Annotated in this window: 14 protein-coding genes and 1 pseudogene; 6 read left to right on the forward strand and 9 right to left on the reverse strand. The window is 44.1% G+C overall.

What is annotated here, in order from left to right; translation table 11 throughout:
* Nucleotides 1-73: 73 nt before the first annotated feature.
* The 6 genes from MKHDV_RS02890 to MKHDV_RS02915 all read right to left on the reverse strand — a co-directional run bounded on the left by MKHDV_RS02890 (nucleotide 74) and on the right by MKHDV_RS02915 (nucleotide 8,387).
* On the reverse strand, nucleotides 74-1,246 hold the full coding sequence (locus MKHDV_RS02890; protein ID WP_160712086.1) for a M20 family metallopeptidase: 1,173 nt from the start codon (nucleotides 1,244-1,246) through the stop codon (nucleotides 74-76).
* The gene (locus tag MKHDV_RS02895; protein WP_160712088.1) at nucleotides 1,246-2,766 is read right to left on the reverse strand and encodes a tripartite tricarboxylate transporter permease; all 1,521 of its coding nucleotides are present in this window, start codon (nucleotides 2,764-2,766) and stop codon (nucleotides 1,246-1,248) included. Before MKHDV_RS02895 ends, MKHDV_RS02890 begins: the two co-directional genes overlap by 1 nt.
* Nucleotides 2,767-2,841: 75 nt before the next feature.
* The gene (locus tag MKHDV_RS02900) at nucleotides 2,842-3,273 is read right to left on the reverse strand and encodes a tripartite tricarboxylate transporter TctB family protein (protein WP_160712090.1); all 432 of its coding nucleotides are present in this window, start codon (nucleotides 3,271-3,273) and stop codon (nucleotides 2,842-2,844) included.
* Between the two features lie 59 nt (nucleotides 3,274-3,332).
* Entirely contained in the window at nucleotides 3,333-4,310 is a 978-nt protein-coding gene (locus tag MKHDV_RS02905) for a tripartite tricarboxylate transporter substrate binding protein (protein ID WP_160712092.1), read from the reverse strand.
* Nucleotides 4,311-4,575: 265 nt separating this feature from the next.
* The gene (locus MKHDV_RS02910) at nucleotides 4,576-6,018 is read right to left on the reverse strand and encodes a sigma-54 dependent transcriptional regulator (RefSeq protein WP_160712094.1); all 1,443 of its coding nucleotides are present in this window, start codon (nucleotides 6,016-6,018) and stop codon (nucleotides 4,576-4,578) included.
* Nucleotides 6,019-6,155: 137 nt separating this feature from the next.
* Complete coding sequence (locus tag MKHDV_RS02915; RefSeq protein WP_216846842.1) at nucleotides 6,156-8,387, reverse strand: ATP-binding protein; 2,232 nt, start codon at nucleotides 8,385-8,387, stop codon at nucleotides 6,156-6,158.
* Nucleotides 8,388-9,323: 936 nt separating this feature from the next.
* Between MKHDV_RS02915 and map the strand changes: the two genes are divergently transcribed.
* Nucleotides 9,324-10,103, forward strand: a complete 780-nt coding sequence (gene map, locus MKHDV_RS02920; protein WP_160712098.1) for a type I methionyl aminopeptidase — start codon at nucleotides 9,324-9,326, stop codon at nucleotides 10,101-10,103.
* A 211-nt stretch (nucleotides 10,104-10,314) separates the two neighbouring features.
* Here map and MKHDV_RS02925 read toward each other — a convergent pair whose 3' ends face one another.
* Together MKHDV_RS02925 and MKHDV_RS02930 are read right to left on the reverse strand one after the other, a co-directional pair.
* Nucleotides 10,315-10,800, reverse strand: a complete 486-nt coding sequence (locus tag MKHDV_RS02925) for a hypothetical protein (protein WP_160712100.1) — start codon at nucleotides 10,798-10,800, stop codon at nucleotides 10,315-10,317.
* Nucleotide 10,801: 1 nt separating this feature from the next.
* On the reverse strand, nucleotides 10,802-11,566 hold the full coding sequence (locus MKHDV_RS02930) for a DUF4198 domain-containing protein (protein WP_160712102.1): 765 nt from the start codon (nucleotides 11,564-11,566) through the stop codon (nucleotides 10,802-10,804).
* A gap of 251 nt (nucleotides 11,567-11,817) precedes the next feature.
* Here MKHDV_RS02930 and MKHDV_RS19160 point away from each other — a divergent pair.
* Nucleotides 11,818-11,886 (forward strand): annotated as a pseudogene (locus MKHDV_RS19160) (hypothetical protein); the annotation flags it as partial.
* A 60-nt stretch (nucleotides 11,887-11,946) separates the two neighbouring features.
* The gene (locus MKHDV_RS02940) at nucleotides 11,947-12,903 is read left to right on the forward strand and encodes a DUF362 domain-containing protein (RefSeq protein WP_160712104.1); all 957 of its coding nucleotides are present in this window, start codon (nucleotides 11,947-11,949) and stop codon (nucleotides 12,901-12,903) included.
* Between the two features lies 1 nt (nucleotide 12,904).
* On the opposite strand, the gene MKHDV_RS02945 is transcribed toward MKHDV_RS02940, so the two are convergent.
* Entirely contained in the window at nucleotides 12,905-14,569 is a 1,665-nt protein-coding gene (locus tag MKHDV_RS02945) for a FapA family protein (RefSeq protein WP_160712106.1), read from the reverse strand.
* Between the two features lie 272 nt (nucleotides 14,570-14,841).
* Here MKHDV_RS02945 and murI point away from each other — a divergent pair, with 272 nt between their 5' ends.
* The 3 genes from murI (at nucleotide 14,842) to MKHDV_RS02960 (ending at nucleotide 17,112) form a co-directional block, all read left to right on the forward strand.
* Nucleotides 14,842-15,672 carry a glutamate racemase gene (gene murI / locus MKHDV_RS02950; protein WP_160712108.1) on the forward strand — a complete coding sequence of 277 codons (831 nt, stop codon included), beginning with the start codon at nucleotides 14,842-14,844 and terminating at the stop codon, nucleotides 15,670-15,672.
* Nucleotides 15,673-16,037: 365 nt separating this feature from the next.
* Nucleotides 16,038-16,865 carry an arylesterase gene (locus tag MKHDV_RS02955; protein ID WP_160712110.1) on the forward strand — a complete coding sequence of 276 codons (828 nt, stop codon included), beginning with the start codon at nucleotides 16,038-16,040 and terminating at the stop codon, nucleotides 16,863-16,865.
* Between the two features lie 88 nt (nucleotides 16,866-16,953).
* Nucleotides 16,954-17,112 carry a rubredoxin gene (locus MKHDV_RS02960; protein WP_160712112.1) on the forward strand — a complete coding sequence of 53 codons (159 nt, stop codon included), beginning with the start codon at nucleotides 16,954-16,956 and terminating at the stop codon, nucleotides 17,110-17,112.
* Nucleotides 17,113-17,353 lie beyond the last annotated feature (241 nt).

The raw sequence follows: 17,353 nt of genomic DNA on the forward strand, positions 1-17,353 counted from the left end.
TTTTATTTATGAATCCACTAAGTGAGCTCAGAAGACTCATAAAATTAGGAGTTAGTGGCAGTCGATTTTCTTATTAACTATTGTTTTTTGTCACTGCTAGAATTGATGCTGCAAGCAACTTGCCTCGTTCTAGAAGCGTGTGGGTTTCGATGTATTCTTCAGGAGTATGGTAGTTGCCGCCTACAGGGCCCATTCCACAAATCGTTGGAATGCCCATGGAGGAAGGAAGCCCTGCGTCAGCTGCGCCTCGAGTGGCGGTACCTTGCACAGGAGTTTGAAGTGCTTCACCACAGGATTTTACGGTTTCATACAGGTGCGTGTTTCCAACTGATTCTGTCATGGGTAGGAAGCTTACTCCACCTGTTAGTGTTGATGTTGTACCAGCAACAAAAGATTGTTCGGCTATGCTTTTCAATCCTTCCACTAGGGTGTCTGCAGATTCTAAGTCTGCAAAGGAGAATTGAATACGTGCCTCAGCGTGTTCAGAAACAACATTACCGTTGTCTCCTCCCTGAATGAAGCCGACGTTAACGGTGTTGCCTGCTGCCATATCGATGAGTTTCTGAATGGAAATCATTTTGTGCGCAAGTTCAGTATTTGCCGAAATACCATGTTCAAAGGCAAGTCCGGCATGAGCAGATTTTCCTGCTATTTTTAGATGCAGGTGGCCTGACCCTTTTCGTTCTATAACAACAGAGCCGTCGGCTCTACCTGCCTCCATGTTGAAAACAGCTTCTGCGTTGCTTACAATTTCTTTGATAATAGCTTTTGAAGTTGGAGAACCGATTTCTTCGTCCGCAGTGAAGAGAGCTTGAACAGGTACATCGGTGATGCCTGCTTCATGCAACGCTTCAAGTACAAAAACCATTAAGGCAATTCCGCCTTTCATATCTGCAACGCCTGGGCCGTAGCATCTATTGGTTTTCGGGTCGTTAACAAAGGGGCGTTTTTTAGTTGTTCCGGCAGGAAAAACCGTATCGCGATGTCCCATTAATAAGATGGGACGTTGTTTTGCGTTGCCATTCAGCGTTGCAAGAATTTGGTTGCCAAATTGCTCTTGCGTAAAGATCTGCGTGGGTATTTTCTTTTGAGCTAGACGGCTAATAATGATCTCTCCAACAATATCGTTGTCAGCTTTGTCCCATGAGTAGCTATCTGTGTTTACAAGTTGCTCAAGAAATTGAAAAAGATTTGATTCGTGATCTTCAAGGTATGCGAGAACTTGATGAGTTCTAGAACTAATCATTACGCTATCCTCTTGTTTTTGTTCGCAAGTGCAAGATTTCTTTTGCGTTTGCGTTCATTGAGAATGTTTTGAACAACCATACCAATTGCCAACAGAAGAATGATGCAACTGATGGGGCGTGTCAGGAAGATTGTTGCGTCATTGCTGGACATAAGCATCGCACGCCTAAAGTTGGATTCAACGAGTGGGGACAGGATTAGTGCTAGCAAGAGTGGCGGTAGAGGGAATCCCGTTTTTTCCATCAAGTAACCAAGGACCCCGAAGCAAGCCATAATGATGACGTCAAATTCCGAGTTGTTGATGGAGTATGATCCAACAACACAAAGGGCTATAACTATAGGCATTAAAATGCCTTGTGGAATTTGGATAAGTTTGGCGAAGAGTTTAACCGCACCCATTCCAAGAATCAGCATGAAAATATTGGCAATAATAAGAGAAAAGAAAATGCCATAAACAACATCAGGGTGGTCTGTGAAAAGAAGCGGTCCGGGTGTAAGTCCCTGTACCATAAGACCGCCAAGCATAATTGCGGTAACAACATCACCGGGAATACCTAATGTTAACAGGGGAACCAGTGCCCCACCGGTTACAGCATTGTTAGCCGACTCTGTTGCTGCCAGACCTTCAAGGTGCCCGGTGCCGAATTTTTCAGGAGTTTTGGATGCCTGCTTTGCTTTATTGTAGGCAATAAAGGAGGCAATACCCGCTCCGCATGCAGGGATTATTCCTACAAAGGTTCCGATAATAGACGATCTAAGTAAGTTTACTTTATTGTCCCGAATCTCTTTAGCACTGACAATCGCTGAAGCTACAGCTCCTTTCATTTGACTTAAATCTTTTCCACCCAAAATTTCTTCAAGGCGAACAATTACCTGTGAGACAGCAAAAAAGCCAATAAGAGCAGGAACAAAAGAGATTCCGGTAAGCAGGGCCGGTATGCCGAAGGTGTTTCGAATATCTCCCGAAACCGGATCAACTCCGATTGTGGCAAGGAGCAGGCCAAGCAAGGCAGCAAGACAACCTTTGAGCATTGAGCCAGAGGAAATTCCAGAGACAACAGAAAGACCGAATACAGCCAATGCAAAGTACTCTGGGGGACCAAAGGACAATGCGATTTTTGCTAACTGAGGTGCTACGAGCATTAAGGCTAACGCACTGAACAGACCGCCGATTGTGGAAGCAATCGTGGTCATGGAGAGTGCCTTTCCTGACTCTCCCTTTGCCGTCATTTGCGGCCCTTCCATGAGTGTTGCAGCGGCCATGGCGGTACCCGGTGTGCTGACTAGGATGGCTGTTATCGCTCCACCATATACTCCACCAACATAGATTCCGAGCATGGCGCCAAAGGCAACAACTGGAGCCAGATCGAATGTCATTGGAATGAGGAGGGCAATGCCCATTGTTGCAGTAAGACCGGGAAGAGCTCCAAAGGCGATTCCCATGGCTGTTCCTAAGAACGTTGCAACGATAGCAGCCGGTGCAACAGCATTGCCGAGTCCTAGAATGATATGCTCAAACATATTGATTCCTATGTGTTTTACTTATTTTTTGTGCAGGGCTCGGGTGATAGATTTAATGCAAAGCCACGCGATAAATTAAGGAAGAGGCACCTTGAAGACCAAGGTTATGAAGGTATATATGCCGGCTGTGCCGCAAACTGCTGTAAAACACATCCCGACTATTTTTCTGCGACCAAAAAGATATTGTGCACCAATAAGAAATGGAACCGTCGCAATGAGAAATCCGAATGTCAGAAAGCCAACCAGATAAGCAAAGAACAGTAAGATGAAACAAAAAGCTTGAGGGGAAATGTATAGTGAATTGGCTGTTGAAGCTTTCGTTAACAATGCCTTACCAATGAGCCCGCAGGCTCCAACTGCAATAAGTATCAAGAGCAGATTGGGAAAAGAAGCCGGGCCGAAAGAAGCTCCGGGGAGTGGTTTTGGGAGACTGGCTGTGAGCGAAAAACCGAAGAATACAAGTGCCAGAAAAGTCATGCCGGATAGCAGGTCAGTTACGTTTTTCATGTGTAACACTCCAGAGACTAGTGCTTCCTGCCTGCCGCACAGGCAGGAAGCATGTTTAGTTAGTCGCTACTTTTTAGAATTTTACCGAAACTTTTGTATTCAGAACTAATAATGACATCTAGCTCTGGACCGCTTAGGAATCTTGCGGGAATAGCGGCTTTTTCAAAACGACTCTGTACTTCAGAATCATTTAAGGCATCTTTTATGGCGTTTTGGAGTTTAAGTATGATGCCTTCTGGTGTGTCTTTAGGAACGGCAAAGCCAAACCATGTGCCACCAGTGATAGTTTCGTATCCTAACTCTTTGAAAGTAGGGACGTCTGGGTATACTGGGGAGCGTTCATCCCCAGTAATAGCAAGCAGGCGTAGGGTGCCTGACTTGTAGTGTGGGAGATATTCGGAAGCTGTCTGAACTGTGGCAGCAACGTGTCCGCCAAGCAGCGCACTGGTTGCTTCTGCGCCACCGTTGAAAGGAATGTGTTGCATGGAGGCGTCAGGTTGTCTTGAGAGGAAATCGGAGAAGAGCACATGCTGCATTAACCCTGCGCCACAAGTCCCAAAAGTCGTATTGGGATTTCTCTGAGCGTATTCAAGGAGTTGATTGAAATTTTCTATGCCTGAATCGGCAAGTACTGCGACAGCAAATGGGAAAAGAGAAATACGTGCAATGGCGCGGAAATCTTTAGGAGTATTGTAGCCTACGTTTGCCCGGTTGGGAGTAAGGCTACAAGGACCCAAGCAGGTGAGAATCATCGTGTAGCCATCGGGCTTGGCATTTTTAGCTGCCAGCATAGCAACGGCCCCGGCGCCGCCTTTTTTGCTGATGACATTAAACGCCTGTCCCATATTGCGTTGTAACGCTTCGGAGATGATGCGTGCCTGAATGTCAGAGCTGCCACCCGGGGAAAATGGGTTAATGATAGTTACCGATCTGTTTGGGTAGTTATCAATGGCCTCTTGTCCTGCCTGAGCATAAGCAAGTCCGGAGAAGGTAAGGCACAGCGCCAGTATAAGCGAGTAAATGTGGCTCGTTTTCATGTACATAATTCCTCTCTGTAAAATAAAGGTGAGTTCCATGATCTTCTTTGTCGTTATAAAGCAAGGTGTGTTCCGTTCTTGATATGTGGAATGCTATTTTTTATTATTTGCTTTAAATTATTGAGTTTTATTTTACAGAGTGGTGATCTTAAGGAATGGAACACAGTTTTCTTTAAGGTTGAGGATTGGTAATCCTCTTATGTAAGAAGCTAAAAAACGAAAAGCAGGACTTGTGTCCTGCTTTTCGAGAAAATTGCTGAATGAGTTATTGGCGTTTCCATCCAGAACGACGAATGCCGTGCTGCTGGAGGTATTTATATAGCCTACTGCGGCTTAGTCTGGAAATCTCGCATGCCTCGTCGATGTTTCCCATCGTTAGTTCCATTAGTTCAACAAGGTACGTGTATTCCATTTCTTCCGTTACGGCATCACGGGCTGTTTTTAGTGAAGGAAGTTCGCCCGCGGCATTGGGAAGCAATATGGTATTTACCTCATCCGCGATGTGATGAGATGTGTAGTCTTCTGTGTTGTGTGCATCGTTGAAACGTTCTGCTCTTAACATTGTGGGTAGATGTTGTGACAGTACCAGAGGCGATTCTCCTGACCGTTGAACTCCAGCTTCAATAGCATTAAATAGTTCACGAACATTGCCAGGCCAAGTGTAGCTCTCCAACGTTTCAAGGCAGTCCGGGGATGGTTTTTTTGGAAGAATATTCATGTCGTGGCAATAGGTTGTGCAATGAAATTCTGCCAAGAGACAAATGTCATCTCCGCGTTGGCGTAGAGGGGGAAGGGTGATGGATATGCCGTGAAGGCGATAATAGAGGTCGGCACGGAATGTTCCGGCAGTTACCATCTGTAACAAATTACGGTTTGTGGCAGAAATAAGCCGAAAATTGCTGTCTCTTTCTTTTTTACCACCGAGTGGGCGATAACGACGTTCTTGAAGAACACGCAGAAGCATTTTTTGAAGATCTAAAGATAGATCGCCAATTTCATCCAGAAAAAGTGTGCCACCATTTGCTTGTGCAATAAGTCCCTCGCGGGATGCTTCTGCACCGGTGAAGGCCCCTCGTTTGTGTCCAAATAATGTGCTTGTCCCAAGAGTTTCAGAGAGGGCTGCGCAGTCAACCGTTACAAAAGGAAAATCCGCGCGGGAGCTGTTTTTATGAATCAGTAAGGACATAACTTCCTTGCCGGTTCCTGTTTCCCCTGTGATGTGGATGTTCGCGTCACCTTTTGAGGCGATACTCGCTTGTTGCAACGCATTAAGCCAGGCAGGACTTTTCCCGATCACTTCTTCTCTGCCTCGTAGACTTGGTTCAAATAATAGCTGGGCGGTGGATCTGTAATCAATAAGTCGTTCCAGCATGGTGAGCAACGCGCTGGCAGTCAGTGGCTTTTGCAGATAGTCCCAAGCCCCGTTTCGTAAAGCTCTTATTGCATCATGTTTGTCTGCTGCACCTGTAATGACAATGACATTTGGAGCTGGATTTGTTTCACCTAATAGTTTGGGCATATTATCAATGCCGTTGCCATCAGGAAGCATCACATCAAGAAGCACCACATCAAAGTGCCCCCGTGTAAGTTCTTGGCGCGCCTCGGAAAGAGTTTTTGCTGTTCTTACGGTGTGTTCATTCTGTTTCAGCAAATCGTTTAAAAAAGATCGAACTTCTTCTGCATCATCTACGATAAGAATGCGTGCCATTGTTTTTCCCGTTGTCTTTAACGTTATGTCACTTACGGTGGTATATGCAAAATACTTGCCCATAGCTGATGTAGAAAAGTAGGCAAAATCGGATTGTTTTCTAGAATCACTAGCTGAAATTTAACGCCGCGAGAAACTTACTTCTTGCGGGCTAAAGAAGTCATTTTTACATAATCTCTTAACATTATAGGTTCATATACAACTTCTAAAATGTTGTGTTGATCTGTGAGATCGGCACAGTTATCTTTTTCTTGATTTGTACAAAGAACGATAGGGAGGGTCTTATCGATGTCGCTAACGCGTTGCGCGAAACTCAGTCCTGAAGCTTCATCTGCATGAGCTTCATTTATTATAATGAGAGAAAGACTAAGCTCATCCAATGTATTTATGAAGTTTAAAGCATCATTTTCTGCTGTAGCTTGATGTACAATATGTCCAAGGCGCAGATACAAGCGTTTGGCAAAATCTAGAACCGCTTTGTCAGAGGACACTAAAAGAATAGTGAGCTGTTCAGAGTTTTTTTCTTTAGTTATCCGGTCTTGAGAATGAGGTGTGGGGTGCGAACAGGTATCGTGCTGCCAGCTTGTTGCAGATTCTGAATCTGGGGTAGAATCCATGGTTGCTGCATCAGTACCGCAAGCTAAAGGAATAAGTAGATGGAAAACTGTGCCGTGTGAGCTAGACGCGATCCGTAAGGTGCCCCGCAGTCGCTTTATTGTTTCACGGACAATAAAAAGTCCAATTCCAGTCCCTTGCACCATAGGTTTTGTGGTGTAAAAGGGGGTAAAAATTTGACCAAGCTTGTCGTCTGGGATTCCCGGCCCTGTGTCGCGCACGGTGATTTCAAAAAACTCTCCAGCAGGACAGCTTAAAAGGTACTTTGAGTCTTTTGGAGGAAGATCATTTTCAGTGATAATGACTCGTTGGGTAGTGATGAATAAATTTCCCTTACCCTGCATAGCATCACAAGCATTCCAGCATAGATTGAGGAGTAGCTGAGCTATTTGAGATGTGCTTGTGTTAATGATGCATTGTTGTCCATTTAGCTTGCTGTGTAATATGATTTTAGGCGGAAGTAGCCCCTTCAGAAACAAAATGCTGTCACGAACTACATTACATGCAGGCAATAACGTTGAATGGCTATCTTGGTCGCGGGAGTGATTTAGAATATTTTGCGCCATATCCTGTGCGCGACTGGCAGCGAGATGAATTTTGTCTAAGTTGTACTGAAGTTGAGTTGTATTGTTTTTTTGAGCATGCCGATTCAATGTTGCATATCCCAATACTGCTGTGAGGATGTTGTTCACGTCGTGCACAAAACCGCAGGCAAGTGCCCCAAGGCTGTTGATTTTTGTTCCTTGGAATAACTGTTTTTCTACGTTTTTACGTAGTTGTAGTTCGTGTTGGAGGGCGGCTGTTTTTTGGTTAATTTGTCTGCGTAAAACTGTAACCCATACAAAAAAGAGTAAGGCACCACAAGTTGCAAGCGCGAGAAATGTAATAAAGTTTTGCCTCATACGTTTGAGGGCAATATTTGCAAAGCGTCCTCCTTTGAGCCAGCGTGCAGCCAGTTTTTCGTGAGTTTTTTCTGGGATTGATAGCAACATCTTTTGTAAAATAGAGTGAAGTTGTGGTTGATCTCCTTGAATTTTGAATGCGAGACGTAAGGCTGGCCCTGCTGAACCTACTTTGCGTAAGCCAACCAGATTGAACTCATGGATTTTATAGTAAGCTGTTGCTTCATTGACCAATGCTACATCACATCTTCCATTAGAAAGCGCTAGTAACGCATTAAGTTCCGAATCTGTGGGGGTTAAGTTTAGTTCTGGATAAAATTCTTTGATATAATTGTGAATGCTGCTGTTGATGACAACAGCAATGCATAGTCCTTCCATATTTTGTAAAACATAGGTTTTGCGAGTTCGATTTTTAGTATTAACGAAAACTGCATGTGGGACAGAAACATAGCTGGTCGTAACTAAATCTTCTGCTTTGAGCTTTGAAGGGAGCTGGTAAACTACTCTGATGCTAGCAGGACGTTTGGGCTGTCGTGTTGCAGGCTGGAGTTGTGTTCCATATTGTTTGCGAATAAATTCAAACCCAAGCCTTCTTTCGATTATTTCCAAATAGTCTTCAGTTAATCCAGTCCAATGGCCTTTGGGGTTCAGATAGCTGAAGGGGGGCAATTCGCTTTCTTGAGTAAGAGTTAAAACATCGTAGTGTTGATTAAGCCAGAGCCACTCTTTTGTAGAAATCGTAGGAGCGAGTGAGTCTTTTTGTTGTTGGTTTATGTAAAAGAACAGCAGACAAGACCCTGCTATAATGAGGGTAAAAAGACCAATAACAAAGGCTTTCCTACGTTGGGTCATAATAGATCCTGCTGATAATAGGGCGTGAAGGCTTAGGTGAAGAAGGTGTTCATTGCCCTTGATGTAGATAAAATTAACTACATAATTTCTCATACCTGATTTACGTAGTTCATTTCAAGAAGTGGTATTTCCAATTGAATACTCTCTGGTCACACAACCTGTTTTTCATGATGTCTAAATAAGTAAAACGATAAAGGTATTCTTATGTGACGGTGTTTATCTAGAGAATATTTGGGAAAAATGCAGGTTTATTTTAAAATTAAATTAAATTTATAACGGCATAGGGTATTGTTAGAGGGTCTAACTACGCTGAGATTTGATTCAATAATTTTTTGATTGCTCAACCATGCTCTAATTGGCTGTTTCACAATTATGAGTTGGGTTTTGTGTCGTTAGTGCTTGAAAAACAATGCGTTTTGTTTTTTGTAAGTATCAATATCGTATTTTTTTACGATTTTGCTCTTCAGTTTTTTGTTTGACATAAATTTAGTATTGAAAGTTTGTTAAAAGAATAGGTGAGCGGGCTAAAAAAAGGCAAGATTCATAGATTGAAAAAAACTAGTTTAGTAATGAAAAACGTACAAAATAGTGAAGCAGCGTATGTCTCGGGTATTGGTTTAAGATGAAAGCTTATTACATTCCCAAAGCGACAAGTAATTTTTAATAACTTGTTGCTTTTATTTTTCTCTAATTGGGCTGGCGAAGTACGAACTCATACCCAATTGAATCCCATGTAATTAGTTCTTGTTTTGCCTTCTTCATTCAACATGTTGTGGGTAAGACTGATGACTTAAGTGCATTTTTCCGACTTAATTCGTCTAGATTTGTTCAGTAAATTTGTGACAGTGTATTTTTCGAGTGGTTGCTCAATGTAGTTGACATGTCCAATGTTAAGAGTAGCCTAGCTGCATAAAATATCCATTTGGAGCTACTCAAATGATCTTGAAGAATACTAAACAAATTGAGCTTATGCGTAAGTCTGGCCTGTTGCTGCATCAAGCTCACATGGTTGCTAAGGACATGGTTGAGCCGGGAGTATCCACTGCAGAAATTAATGCGGAAGTGGAAAAATTTATTACTACAAATAATGCAATTCCCCTCTTTAAGGGAGTTCCCGGTATTGTTCCTTTTCCGGCGGGATGCTGCATGTCTACCAATGAAGAGGTTGTTCACGGTATCCCTTCTGCTCGCAAACTTGTGGATGGGGATATTCTGAGCATTGATATTGGTGTGCGCTTAAATGGTTGGTGCGCAGATTGTGCATGCACTCACGCTGTCGGCAAAATTAATACAGAAAAATCTAATCTTATGACCGTAACAGAAGATTGTTTGCGGATAGCAATTAAGGAAATAAAGCCTGGTGTAAAATGGAGTGTTATTGCTAAAAAGATGGCAAAAAATGCTCGTAATGCCGGATTTTCTGTTGTCGAAAATCTCGTGGGACATGGCATCGGTGAAGGACTTTGGGAATCACCTGAAGTGCCCAATTATTACTCAAGAGAGCTTAAAGATTTTAAACTCAAACAAGGGCTTGTTATTGCAGTGGAGCCAATGATCAATGCTGGGGTTAAAGAAAACAAAACCCTCAAAGATCATTGGACAATTGTTACCAAAGATAACAAGCCGTCTGCTCATTTTGAGCATTGCATCGTAGTTACCTCGACTGGATCAGAGGTTTTGACCTGCGGCGCTAACGGTGAAGGTTGGGCTATGTAGGTGGGAATTAACCCTTAGTAAGTACCACCTCGAAGCAAGTCGTATACCCATATCTTCGAATTCGAGGCCGTACCGTGCTAGAAAGAGGAGTGAGAAGGAGTGCTGGGTTTTTATGAATTTCCAGCAACGTACTCGTTCCATCCTCGGACAATAAATTCGATTTGAATTGTAAAAGAAGCTCCATAGACAAGTTGTCTATGGAGCTTCTTTTTTATTCTTCACATGGTGTCTGGTGCACACGTTTTTTTCGAGATGATCGTTTTAAGAATAGGCATGCAGCGAGTAGATTGATGATCAGACTTAAGCCGAGCGCAATGCGCAGCGCTTGCGAAGAAAGCCCTGTTGGGGCGTTAGCCTGTATGATTCCTTGCTCTGCAACTTTGATCCGCATTTCTGCCCTGTGCCCCATGTCGGATGAGGATATACGCCATGTTCCTGGGATGTTCGGCACAAAGGCGAAGTTACCAAGAGCGTCGGTTCGACCGTTTTGAAACTCAGCATCCCCCTCTTTTGCCGTCGGTGCAAAGACAAGGACTTCCGCGTATGACATAGGGTCGCCCCCTGCGTATCCAAAGCGTACTGCTACAGTTTTGCTTGAAATGCTGTTGGCCGTTACCCCGTGCGCAAATGCTGATTCGGCTGCGAATACACACATTACTGTCAAAACGAGCGTCAGTAGATCCAGATGTCTACGCATGTTACTTCGCAATCGGGAAGGTTAGGGTAGCGCGGAGTACGTGGCTCTGGTATTTTTGACCGTTACCTTCTGCAACATGCTGTACGCGGATCATCCATAATCCTGAATTTGAAATATGAATTTTTGCGATGCCATCACCGTAAGGCTCAGTGGTGTATGCGTAGGTGTTTTCAGTGTCGGTAAAGCCTTTGTATGTGGCAAAAATATTTTCAGGTGCTACTGTTTTTCCGTTGAAGAGTACCTTGATGCGGATGTCATCGCCGACATGAGCTGTGAGTGGGTTATCAATGGGAACAATTTCCAATGTATGCCCAACAGTGCGGTCAAATTTTGCAGTCTTACCGTCTACAGGAAGAATGGATTTTGCAAATTTTTCAAATTTCTTTGTGAGGATAACACCCTTCAGTGTGGATTTATCGCCTTTTTTCCAGCCCTGTGTGGTTTTGCTCCATACTTCGCCTTTACGGTGGGCAGATAGTACTGCTGCTTCTCCGGCTTTGAGTGTTACGCTGCCATCCCATGTCAGGTATGGTTTGTTAGGGTGGAGAGTAACGCCGGAATCGTCGTAGGATGCAACAACACTTTCGGCTGCTTCAAGCTCTTCACTTCGCATAAATGAATGTGAGGAAGCGAGGCTGAACGGGAGTTTTTGGCCTTCATGATAGGATTGCCACTGCTGTGGAACAAGGATGAATTCATGACCGTACGCAAGAGAGGTTGTGGCGAGTAACAAGACCATACACATAAAGATAGCATTTTTTTTCATTACGTTCTCCTTTGGTAACACGAAATTTAATTTGGTATACAGCTAGCAGCCGCTAATATGGAAGTCAATAGAGATATCTGCAATATGTCTGGTGTGTTATTGTTGAACTGTTTTTGAGGTTGATGGGGTATCTGCTTTAAAGACTGACATTATTTAGCCGGATGGCATGAATTCATGGGAGTTCTATGAGGTTGGTGCGTGCTTTTTTGATGACAAGGAACAGGTGGTGAGGATAATAATATTTTTGCACTCTATGCATGCGTTGGTTGTCTTTTCTGGAGGGATCTTCAGCCGTATTTTGTAGTGTCTGTGTGGGGTAGCTGTGTCATTAGAGAAGGCGCAAAAGATGTGTGTATGACGGTGTAGCAATGGAGAATGTATTGACGAAATTAGAGCAGCAAACGGCTGAAGGATTGATTCCAGTGGCATTGACGCATTGCGTAGAGTATGAATATCGCGCTGTGCATGAGGCTGTAAGGGATTGTTTGCAGGCTATTCACTTTGCACCTTCGACAGGGGCAAAGGTTTTGGTGAAGCCTAATTTTCTGAAGGTCGATAGCAACGGGCTTTGTTGTACGCATCCTGTTGTTGTGGAAGCCGTGTGCGAAACACTGCTTGAATACGGATGCTCAGTTACAGTGGGCGATTCCCCCGCCTTTGGTTCTGCTGCGTCTGTTGCTCGGAGTATCGGCTTGCTGGAAGGGTTGGAGCGTCTAACTGTTCCACTTATTACGTTAGATTCTCCAACGTGCGTGAAGTTTGAAAGCGGCACTTCTATCGGTATATCCCGTAGCGCGCTTGAATGCGATATGTTGTTCAATGTGCCGCGGATGAAAGCCCACACGCAAATGCGGACAACTTTTGCGGTGAAAAATTTATTTGGCTGTGTGAGCGGGGTTCGTAAAGCTATTGCGCATTCTACGCACGGGGATAAGGCAAACGCTTTTAGAGAATTGCTTGTGGATGTTGCTTTGGCATTGCCGCCAGCTGTGAGTGTTGCGGACGGTATTGTCTGTATGCATAAAACAGGACCCAGCGGCGGAGCACCGTATTCTTTGGGACTCATTGGCGCGGCTGGTGATCCCGTCTCTTTGGATACTGCGTTGTATTCTGTCTTGGGATGCACAGTTGACGAAATGCCGTTATGGGGCGAGCTACAACGCAAAAATCTACGCGGCGCTTTTGAGGAACAACTTGAGTACGTACTTGCATCGCCATACGAGTTTGATGCTGGTGGATTCATACTTCCGTATCAGCTTACGCCGGAAACATTTCATCCAGTCCGGTTACTGCGGAGCAGCGTAAAACGTTTATGGAAACGGTACTTGTGTCCGTAGCCTAATGAGTTAAATGTTGAGATTTAACTGCTCGCTGGTGGTTTTCCAGTTCCATAGAAAGTTTTGGGAGCGGATGTTCAATCGTCAGCGTTTGCCCGTGCATGGTCACAAGTGTACCTGCCGCTACGGAACCGCGTATCATGACGCGATGAATAGGATGTGTGGCGCGTGGGGTAACACGGTTGACGATGGATTTACGAATTCGTTTGGCTTTTTGAAGCAACTTGTCTGCCCGTTGACGCATGGAGCCGGTAAGCTCTTTTTCCTGACTTTTTTTAATCCAGTCATCCAGCTTTGAAATTGATTGCGCTAAAACTGTTTCAGCCTCAGATGTTATTCTGCGTAAAGCGTTCGGTGAGTCTGCTTCATTTGTAATAATAAGAATGGGTGGAGTACCGTTTTCGCCGCCAGCTCCGGCAATATTAATTTCACTTCCTGCTATTAGCGTGCTGCCAAGCACTGTCCCTTTGTCTGTACAGGTTCGGATGGCACTTCCGGCTGTGAGTTCAGAATTCACAATAGAACCGGAGGTCACAATGCTATGTGCCGCAACAACATCTGCATTATGCATGTGATTGGCATAAACAGAACCTTTTGAGGTTACGCTGCTGGATTTGTTCATAATAATCGCACCGGAAACAAACACATCGCCACCACAGGTGATATTTCCCTGATCCACATTACCGTCTACAATAACGTGTTGCGGTGCTTCTACTGTAAAGCCTGCTGTGATTGAGCCTGTAATATGCACAGAGCCTCGTTTCACAACGATATTGCCAGTCTTCATGTTCACATCACCCTCAATGCGCAAAACGTCGGTGATGGATAAAATATCGTCGCGGATACTCATGAGACCTTTGCGTTCGGAATAGTATACGGTGTGCCCACCATGCTGAGGAATGCCGAATAAATTATCTCCAATGCTTAATACTGGCTTCTCTTTTCCTATACTGACGGGAGCGGTTTGTTCCATGACGGGTAATGCGTTGCCGTATACATCAAAGCCATTAGATGATTCCGGTGTGGGCATTTCGATAGCAACCGGTGTATGCGCAGGAACTTCAGCAAAAAAGCCCTGATCCTTAAAATCTATTGGCTCGGATGATTCCTGCATAGTGCGTAATACCCGTTCCGGTAATAGCGGTAAAATTACGGATGGCTCTTCATGTATGGCAGGTCTACCTTTGCAAATTGGTACCATACAAACAGGCAAACCATTTGAAATAGCCTTACGCAACGCGGCGTTAAACCGAGCTGTATCTATGGGAGCGTTAACGTCTAATTGCCAGAGAGCTGCTGCATAGTTACTGAGCAGAAGAGAGTTTCCTGAAAAGTCTTTATGGTAGATGTCACCATAGACAGTCATGCCGTCGTTTGCCGGATACAAAATTGGGCGCACAACAATCTTGTTGTTATCAACATGGAGGACCCCAAGAGCTGTTGCGTATATTTTATCTGTTGCCGTATCTATCGAATAATTATGCAGTTGATCCAGTTCTTCCTCACTGTTTCCAACTTCTGATGTGAGATGGAAATGTTCAAGGCGTAATACTTTGCCTATGCAAGTTCCTGGAGTTACAGGCAATGATGGGTTTCCGGCAAGCTCTATGTATCGGGAAAATATGGATTCTTCTTCAGTGAGAACGGGTTTGTTGTTCTGCGGCATACTATCCTCCGGCCCGCAAGGCATTTTGCTAAAATAAGCAAGAATAAGAGTGACTAGTGGATGTTAAAGTATGCGCTATTTTACTCCCCGATTCTATGTAGCTGTGGTATATATGTGACTAATATTGATTGATAATAAAAGAAATAGTGTGGATTTGTAGGATGCTGGAGATGATACGTGCTGTACTTGCCTTTTTTAGCAGCAGGAGTAGGTTCAGCGCAGCCATACAGGGTGGCCAGATATAATGATGAATAGAGGTTGGAGATAATAGAATGACTTCTCTTCCTATTGGACTGTTTGATTCCGGTGTTGGCGGGTTAACTGTGCTTAAAGCATTACGTTCTACCTTGCCGTGCGAAGAAATATTGTATCTTGGTGATACAGCACGCTTGCCTTACGGAACTAAAAGTCAGGAAACCATTGTCCGCTATGCCGTGCAGGCCGCAGGAAAATTAGTGGAACGTGGTGTTAAAATGCTTGTTATCGCCTGCAATACTGCAAGCTCTGTAGCTATTGAACCATTGCAGAAGGCGTTTCCAGATATTCCTGTGCTGGGCGTTGTAAAACCCGGTGCTGCTGCAAGTTGTGCAGCAACAGAGAATGGTAGTATTGTCGTGCTTGCTACAGAATCAACCATTCGCGGTAATGCCTACCAGCGGGAAATTTTTGCGCTGCGTCCAGATATTCAGGTTACAGGACTTCCGTGTCCGTTGTTTGTTCCTCTTGCAGAAGAAGGGTGGACTGATGGCGATCTCGTGGAAGGTATTGTGGCGCGTTATCTAGATCCTTTGTTTGCTTCCCCGCTTGAATCTGCACAAAAAAAAGCACCGGACACAGTTGTGCTCGGTTGCACCCATTTCCCTCTGCTTGCGCCATCTATTCGCAATGTCGTGGGAGATTCTATCCACATTGTTGATTCAGCAGAAACCACAGCGCAGGAAGTGAAGAAAATGCTTTCAGCACGCGGACTGCTTCGTAAAGAAACATCTTGTGGAAGAACACATTTTCTTACCACAGACGATATTTCACGCTTTGCTCGAACTGGTAGCTGGTTTCTGGGGCTGCCTATCGAAGTTGATGACGTTGAGTTGATCGATTTGTAATCAACAAAGCATATGTCTTTAAAGGCTGAGGGAATATTTTATTTGTCGTACTTGTAACTTCTCATGACTTGAGAACAACTAACGCGTCAAAAAGAGTGTTCTTTCAGCCTGTTATTTGCCTTTTATTCTTTTCTTTCTATCCTCCAAAATTGATTACGATCTCTTATATTCCTAAATAAATCGCATAGAAAGGTAGTCCAGCTTCGCGGTCAAGGGGGCGTCCCCCTTGCGGGTGCAGGGCAGAGCCCGCCCCTCGGAGAGTGGCTAAAGGTATACCATTCATATCATTTTTTTATGTAGTGTCCGGTGTATACTGGTTGAGACAGACAACACTCAACACGTAATACGGCATTATGGAGAAGATGATGAGATATGATCGACTGATGCGGTGCGGACGCATCTATGCAGGTGTATTGGTACTTTTTTTGTTTGCCGCGTGCAGCTGGGGAAATTGTGCTCAACTATCTTCACCGTTGGTTGCTGTGGCGGTGCCTGCGGATGCTTCTCCACTTCGTTTACATGCTAAGTATACCCCTATTCCTAGTCATTCGAGAGTGTATCCAAAAACAGGATTGGCGCATTTCACGCCGGAAGCGCAGGGTTTTGTGTGCCCACCCGGTAAAATATTTTTCATTTCCGCTTTTGGCGACAGTCTGATTTCCGGATTCGGACTCGATAACGCAATGAATTCGTTTCCTGTTGTGTTGCAGAATACACTGCGGGAACTGGGATATTCTGTTGTTGTAGAAAATGATGGTGTTGAAGGAAATACAACTGCGCAGGGGCTTGCCCGTTTACCAAGAATATTATTGACCAGACCGGACATCATAATTTTGGAGTTAGGGGCGAACGATATGTTGCAGCATCGGAGTGTGCCGCGCATGAAGAGTAATCTGGCAGAAATGATTTGTGAAATTCAGGATGTGAAGATTCGGTTGCTGTTTACCGGAATGTATTCGCTTCCCCATTTCGGGAAGAAATACGTGGATAAATTTGATGCAGCATTTCCAGATCTTGCCGCTAAATATAATGTAGCATTTTATCCGTTTTTCCTTGAAGGGGTTGCGCTGGACCATTCACTGAATCAGAAAGACGGGCATCATCCTAATGCCGCGGGTGTTAAGGTTCTCGTACGTAATATTCTTCCCTATGTTGTTAAACAGATTGAATCAATTTGTACGGAAAAGCTCTAATAATGATCGTAGATAATTCCCTTGCTAAGGTAATTTGTTCTGTGCATAGTATGCGCCTAAGTAAAAGATTTTCCCCCTGGAGGAACGAATGAAAAAATACGAATGCCCATGTGGTTATGTGTATGACCCTGAACTTGGCGATATAGAAAGCAATATTCCACCTGAAACATCATTTGAAAATTTGCCTGAAGACTGGGTTTGTCCACTTTGCGGCGCAGAAAAGGAATTTTTTGAAGCTGTTGAGTAATTGATTCAAAAAACGACAAGAAGCGATTTTAATCTGAGATTACAGATTGAAGTCGCTTTTTTAATATCCTGATATTTAACAGTATAATGATGATTTTGCACCTGACCCGCTGTGTGCTAGTATGTTGCAACGAATACATAGGGGGGTGATTCTTGTTACTATTCCGTAATGCAAAATTTTCTATAGCAACAAAGTTTGCTGTTGCAGCTGCAATTTTTTTTAGCTGCTCANGGCTGGTCGT

The organism is Halodesulfovibrio sp. MK-HDV, from assembly GCF_009914765.1.
GTDB lineage: Bacteria > Desulfobacterota > Desulfovibrionia > Desulfovibrionales > Desulfovibrionaceae > Halodesulfovibrio.

Bases quoted from the DNA above. Each gene is read 5' to 3' on its own strand.
- MKHDV_RS02890 (WP_160712086.1), bottom strand. From the start codon at position 1,246: ATGATTAGTTCTAGAACTCATCAAGTTCTCGCATACCTTGAAGATCAC.
- MKHDV_RS02895 (WP_160712088.1), bottom strand. From the start codon at position 2,766: ATGTTTGAGCATATCATTCTAGGACTCGGCAATGCTGTTGCACCGGCT.
- MKHDV_RS02900 (WP_160712090.1), bottom strand. From the start codon at position 3,273: ATGAAAAACGTAACTGACCTGCTATCCGGCATGACTTTTCTGGCACTT.
- MKHDV_RS02905 (WP_160712092.1), bottom strand. From the start codon at position 4,310: ATGAAAACGAGCCACATTTACTCGCTTATACTGGCGCTGTGCCTTACC.
- MKHDV_RS02910 (WP_160712094.1), bottom strand. From the start codon at position 6,018: ATGGCACGCATTCTTATCGTAGATGATGCAGAAGAAGTTCGATCTTTT.
- MKHDV_RS02915 (WP_216846842.1), bottom strand. From the start codon at position 8,387: ATGACCCAACGTAGGAAAGCCTTTGTTATTGGTCTTTTTACCCTCATT.
- map (WP_160712098.1), top strand. From the start codon at position 9,324: ATGATCTTGAAGAATACTAAACAAATTGAGCTTATGCGTAAGTCTGGC.
- MKHDV_RS02925 (WP_160712100.1), bottom strand. From the start codon at position 10,800: ATGCGTAGACATCTGGATCTACTGACGCTCGTTTTGACAGTAATGTGT.
- MKHDV_RS02930 (WP_160712102.1), bottom strand. From the start codon at position 11,566: ATGAAAAAAAATGCTATCTTTATGTGTATGGTCTTGTTACTCGCCACA.
- MKHDV_RS02945 (WP_160712106.1), bottom strand. From the start codon at position 14,569: ATGCCGCAGAACAACAAACCCGTTCTCACTGAAGAAGAATCCATATTT.
- murI (WP_160712108.1), top strand. From the start codon at position 14,842: ATGACTTCTCTTCCTATTGGACTGTTTGATTCCGGTGTTGGCGGGTTA.
- MKHDV_RS02955 (WP_160712110.1), top strand. From the start codon at position 16,038: ATGAGATATGATCGACTGATGCGGTGCGGACGCATCTATGCAGGTGTA.
- MKHDV_RS02960 (WP_160712112.1), top strand. From the start codon at position 16,954: ATGAAAAAATACGAATGCCCATGTGGTTATGTGTATGACCCTGAACTT.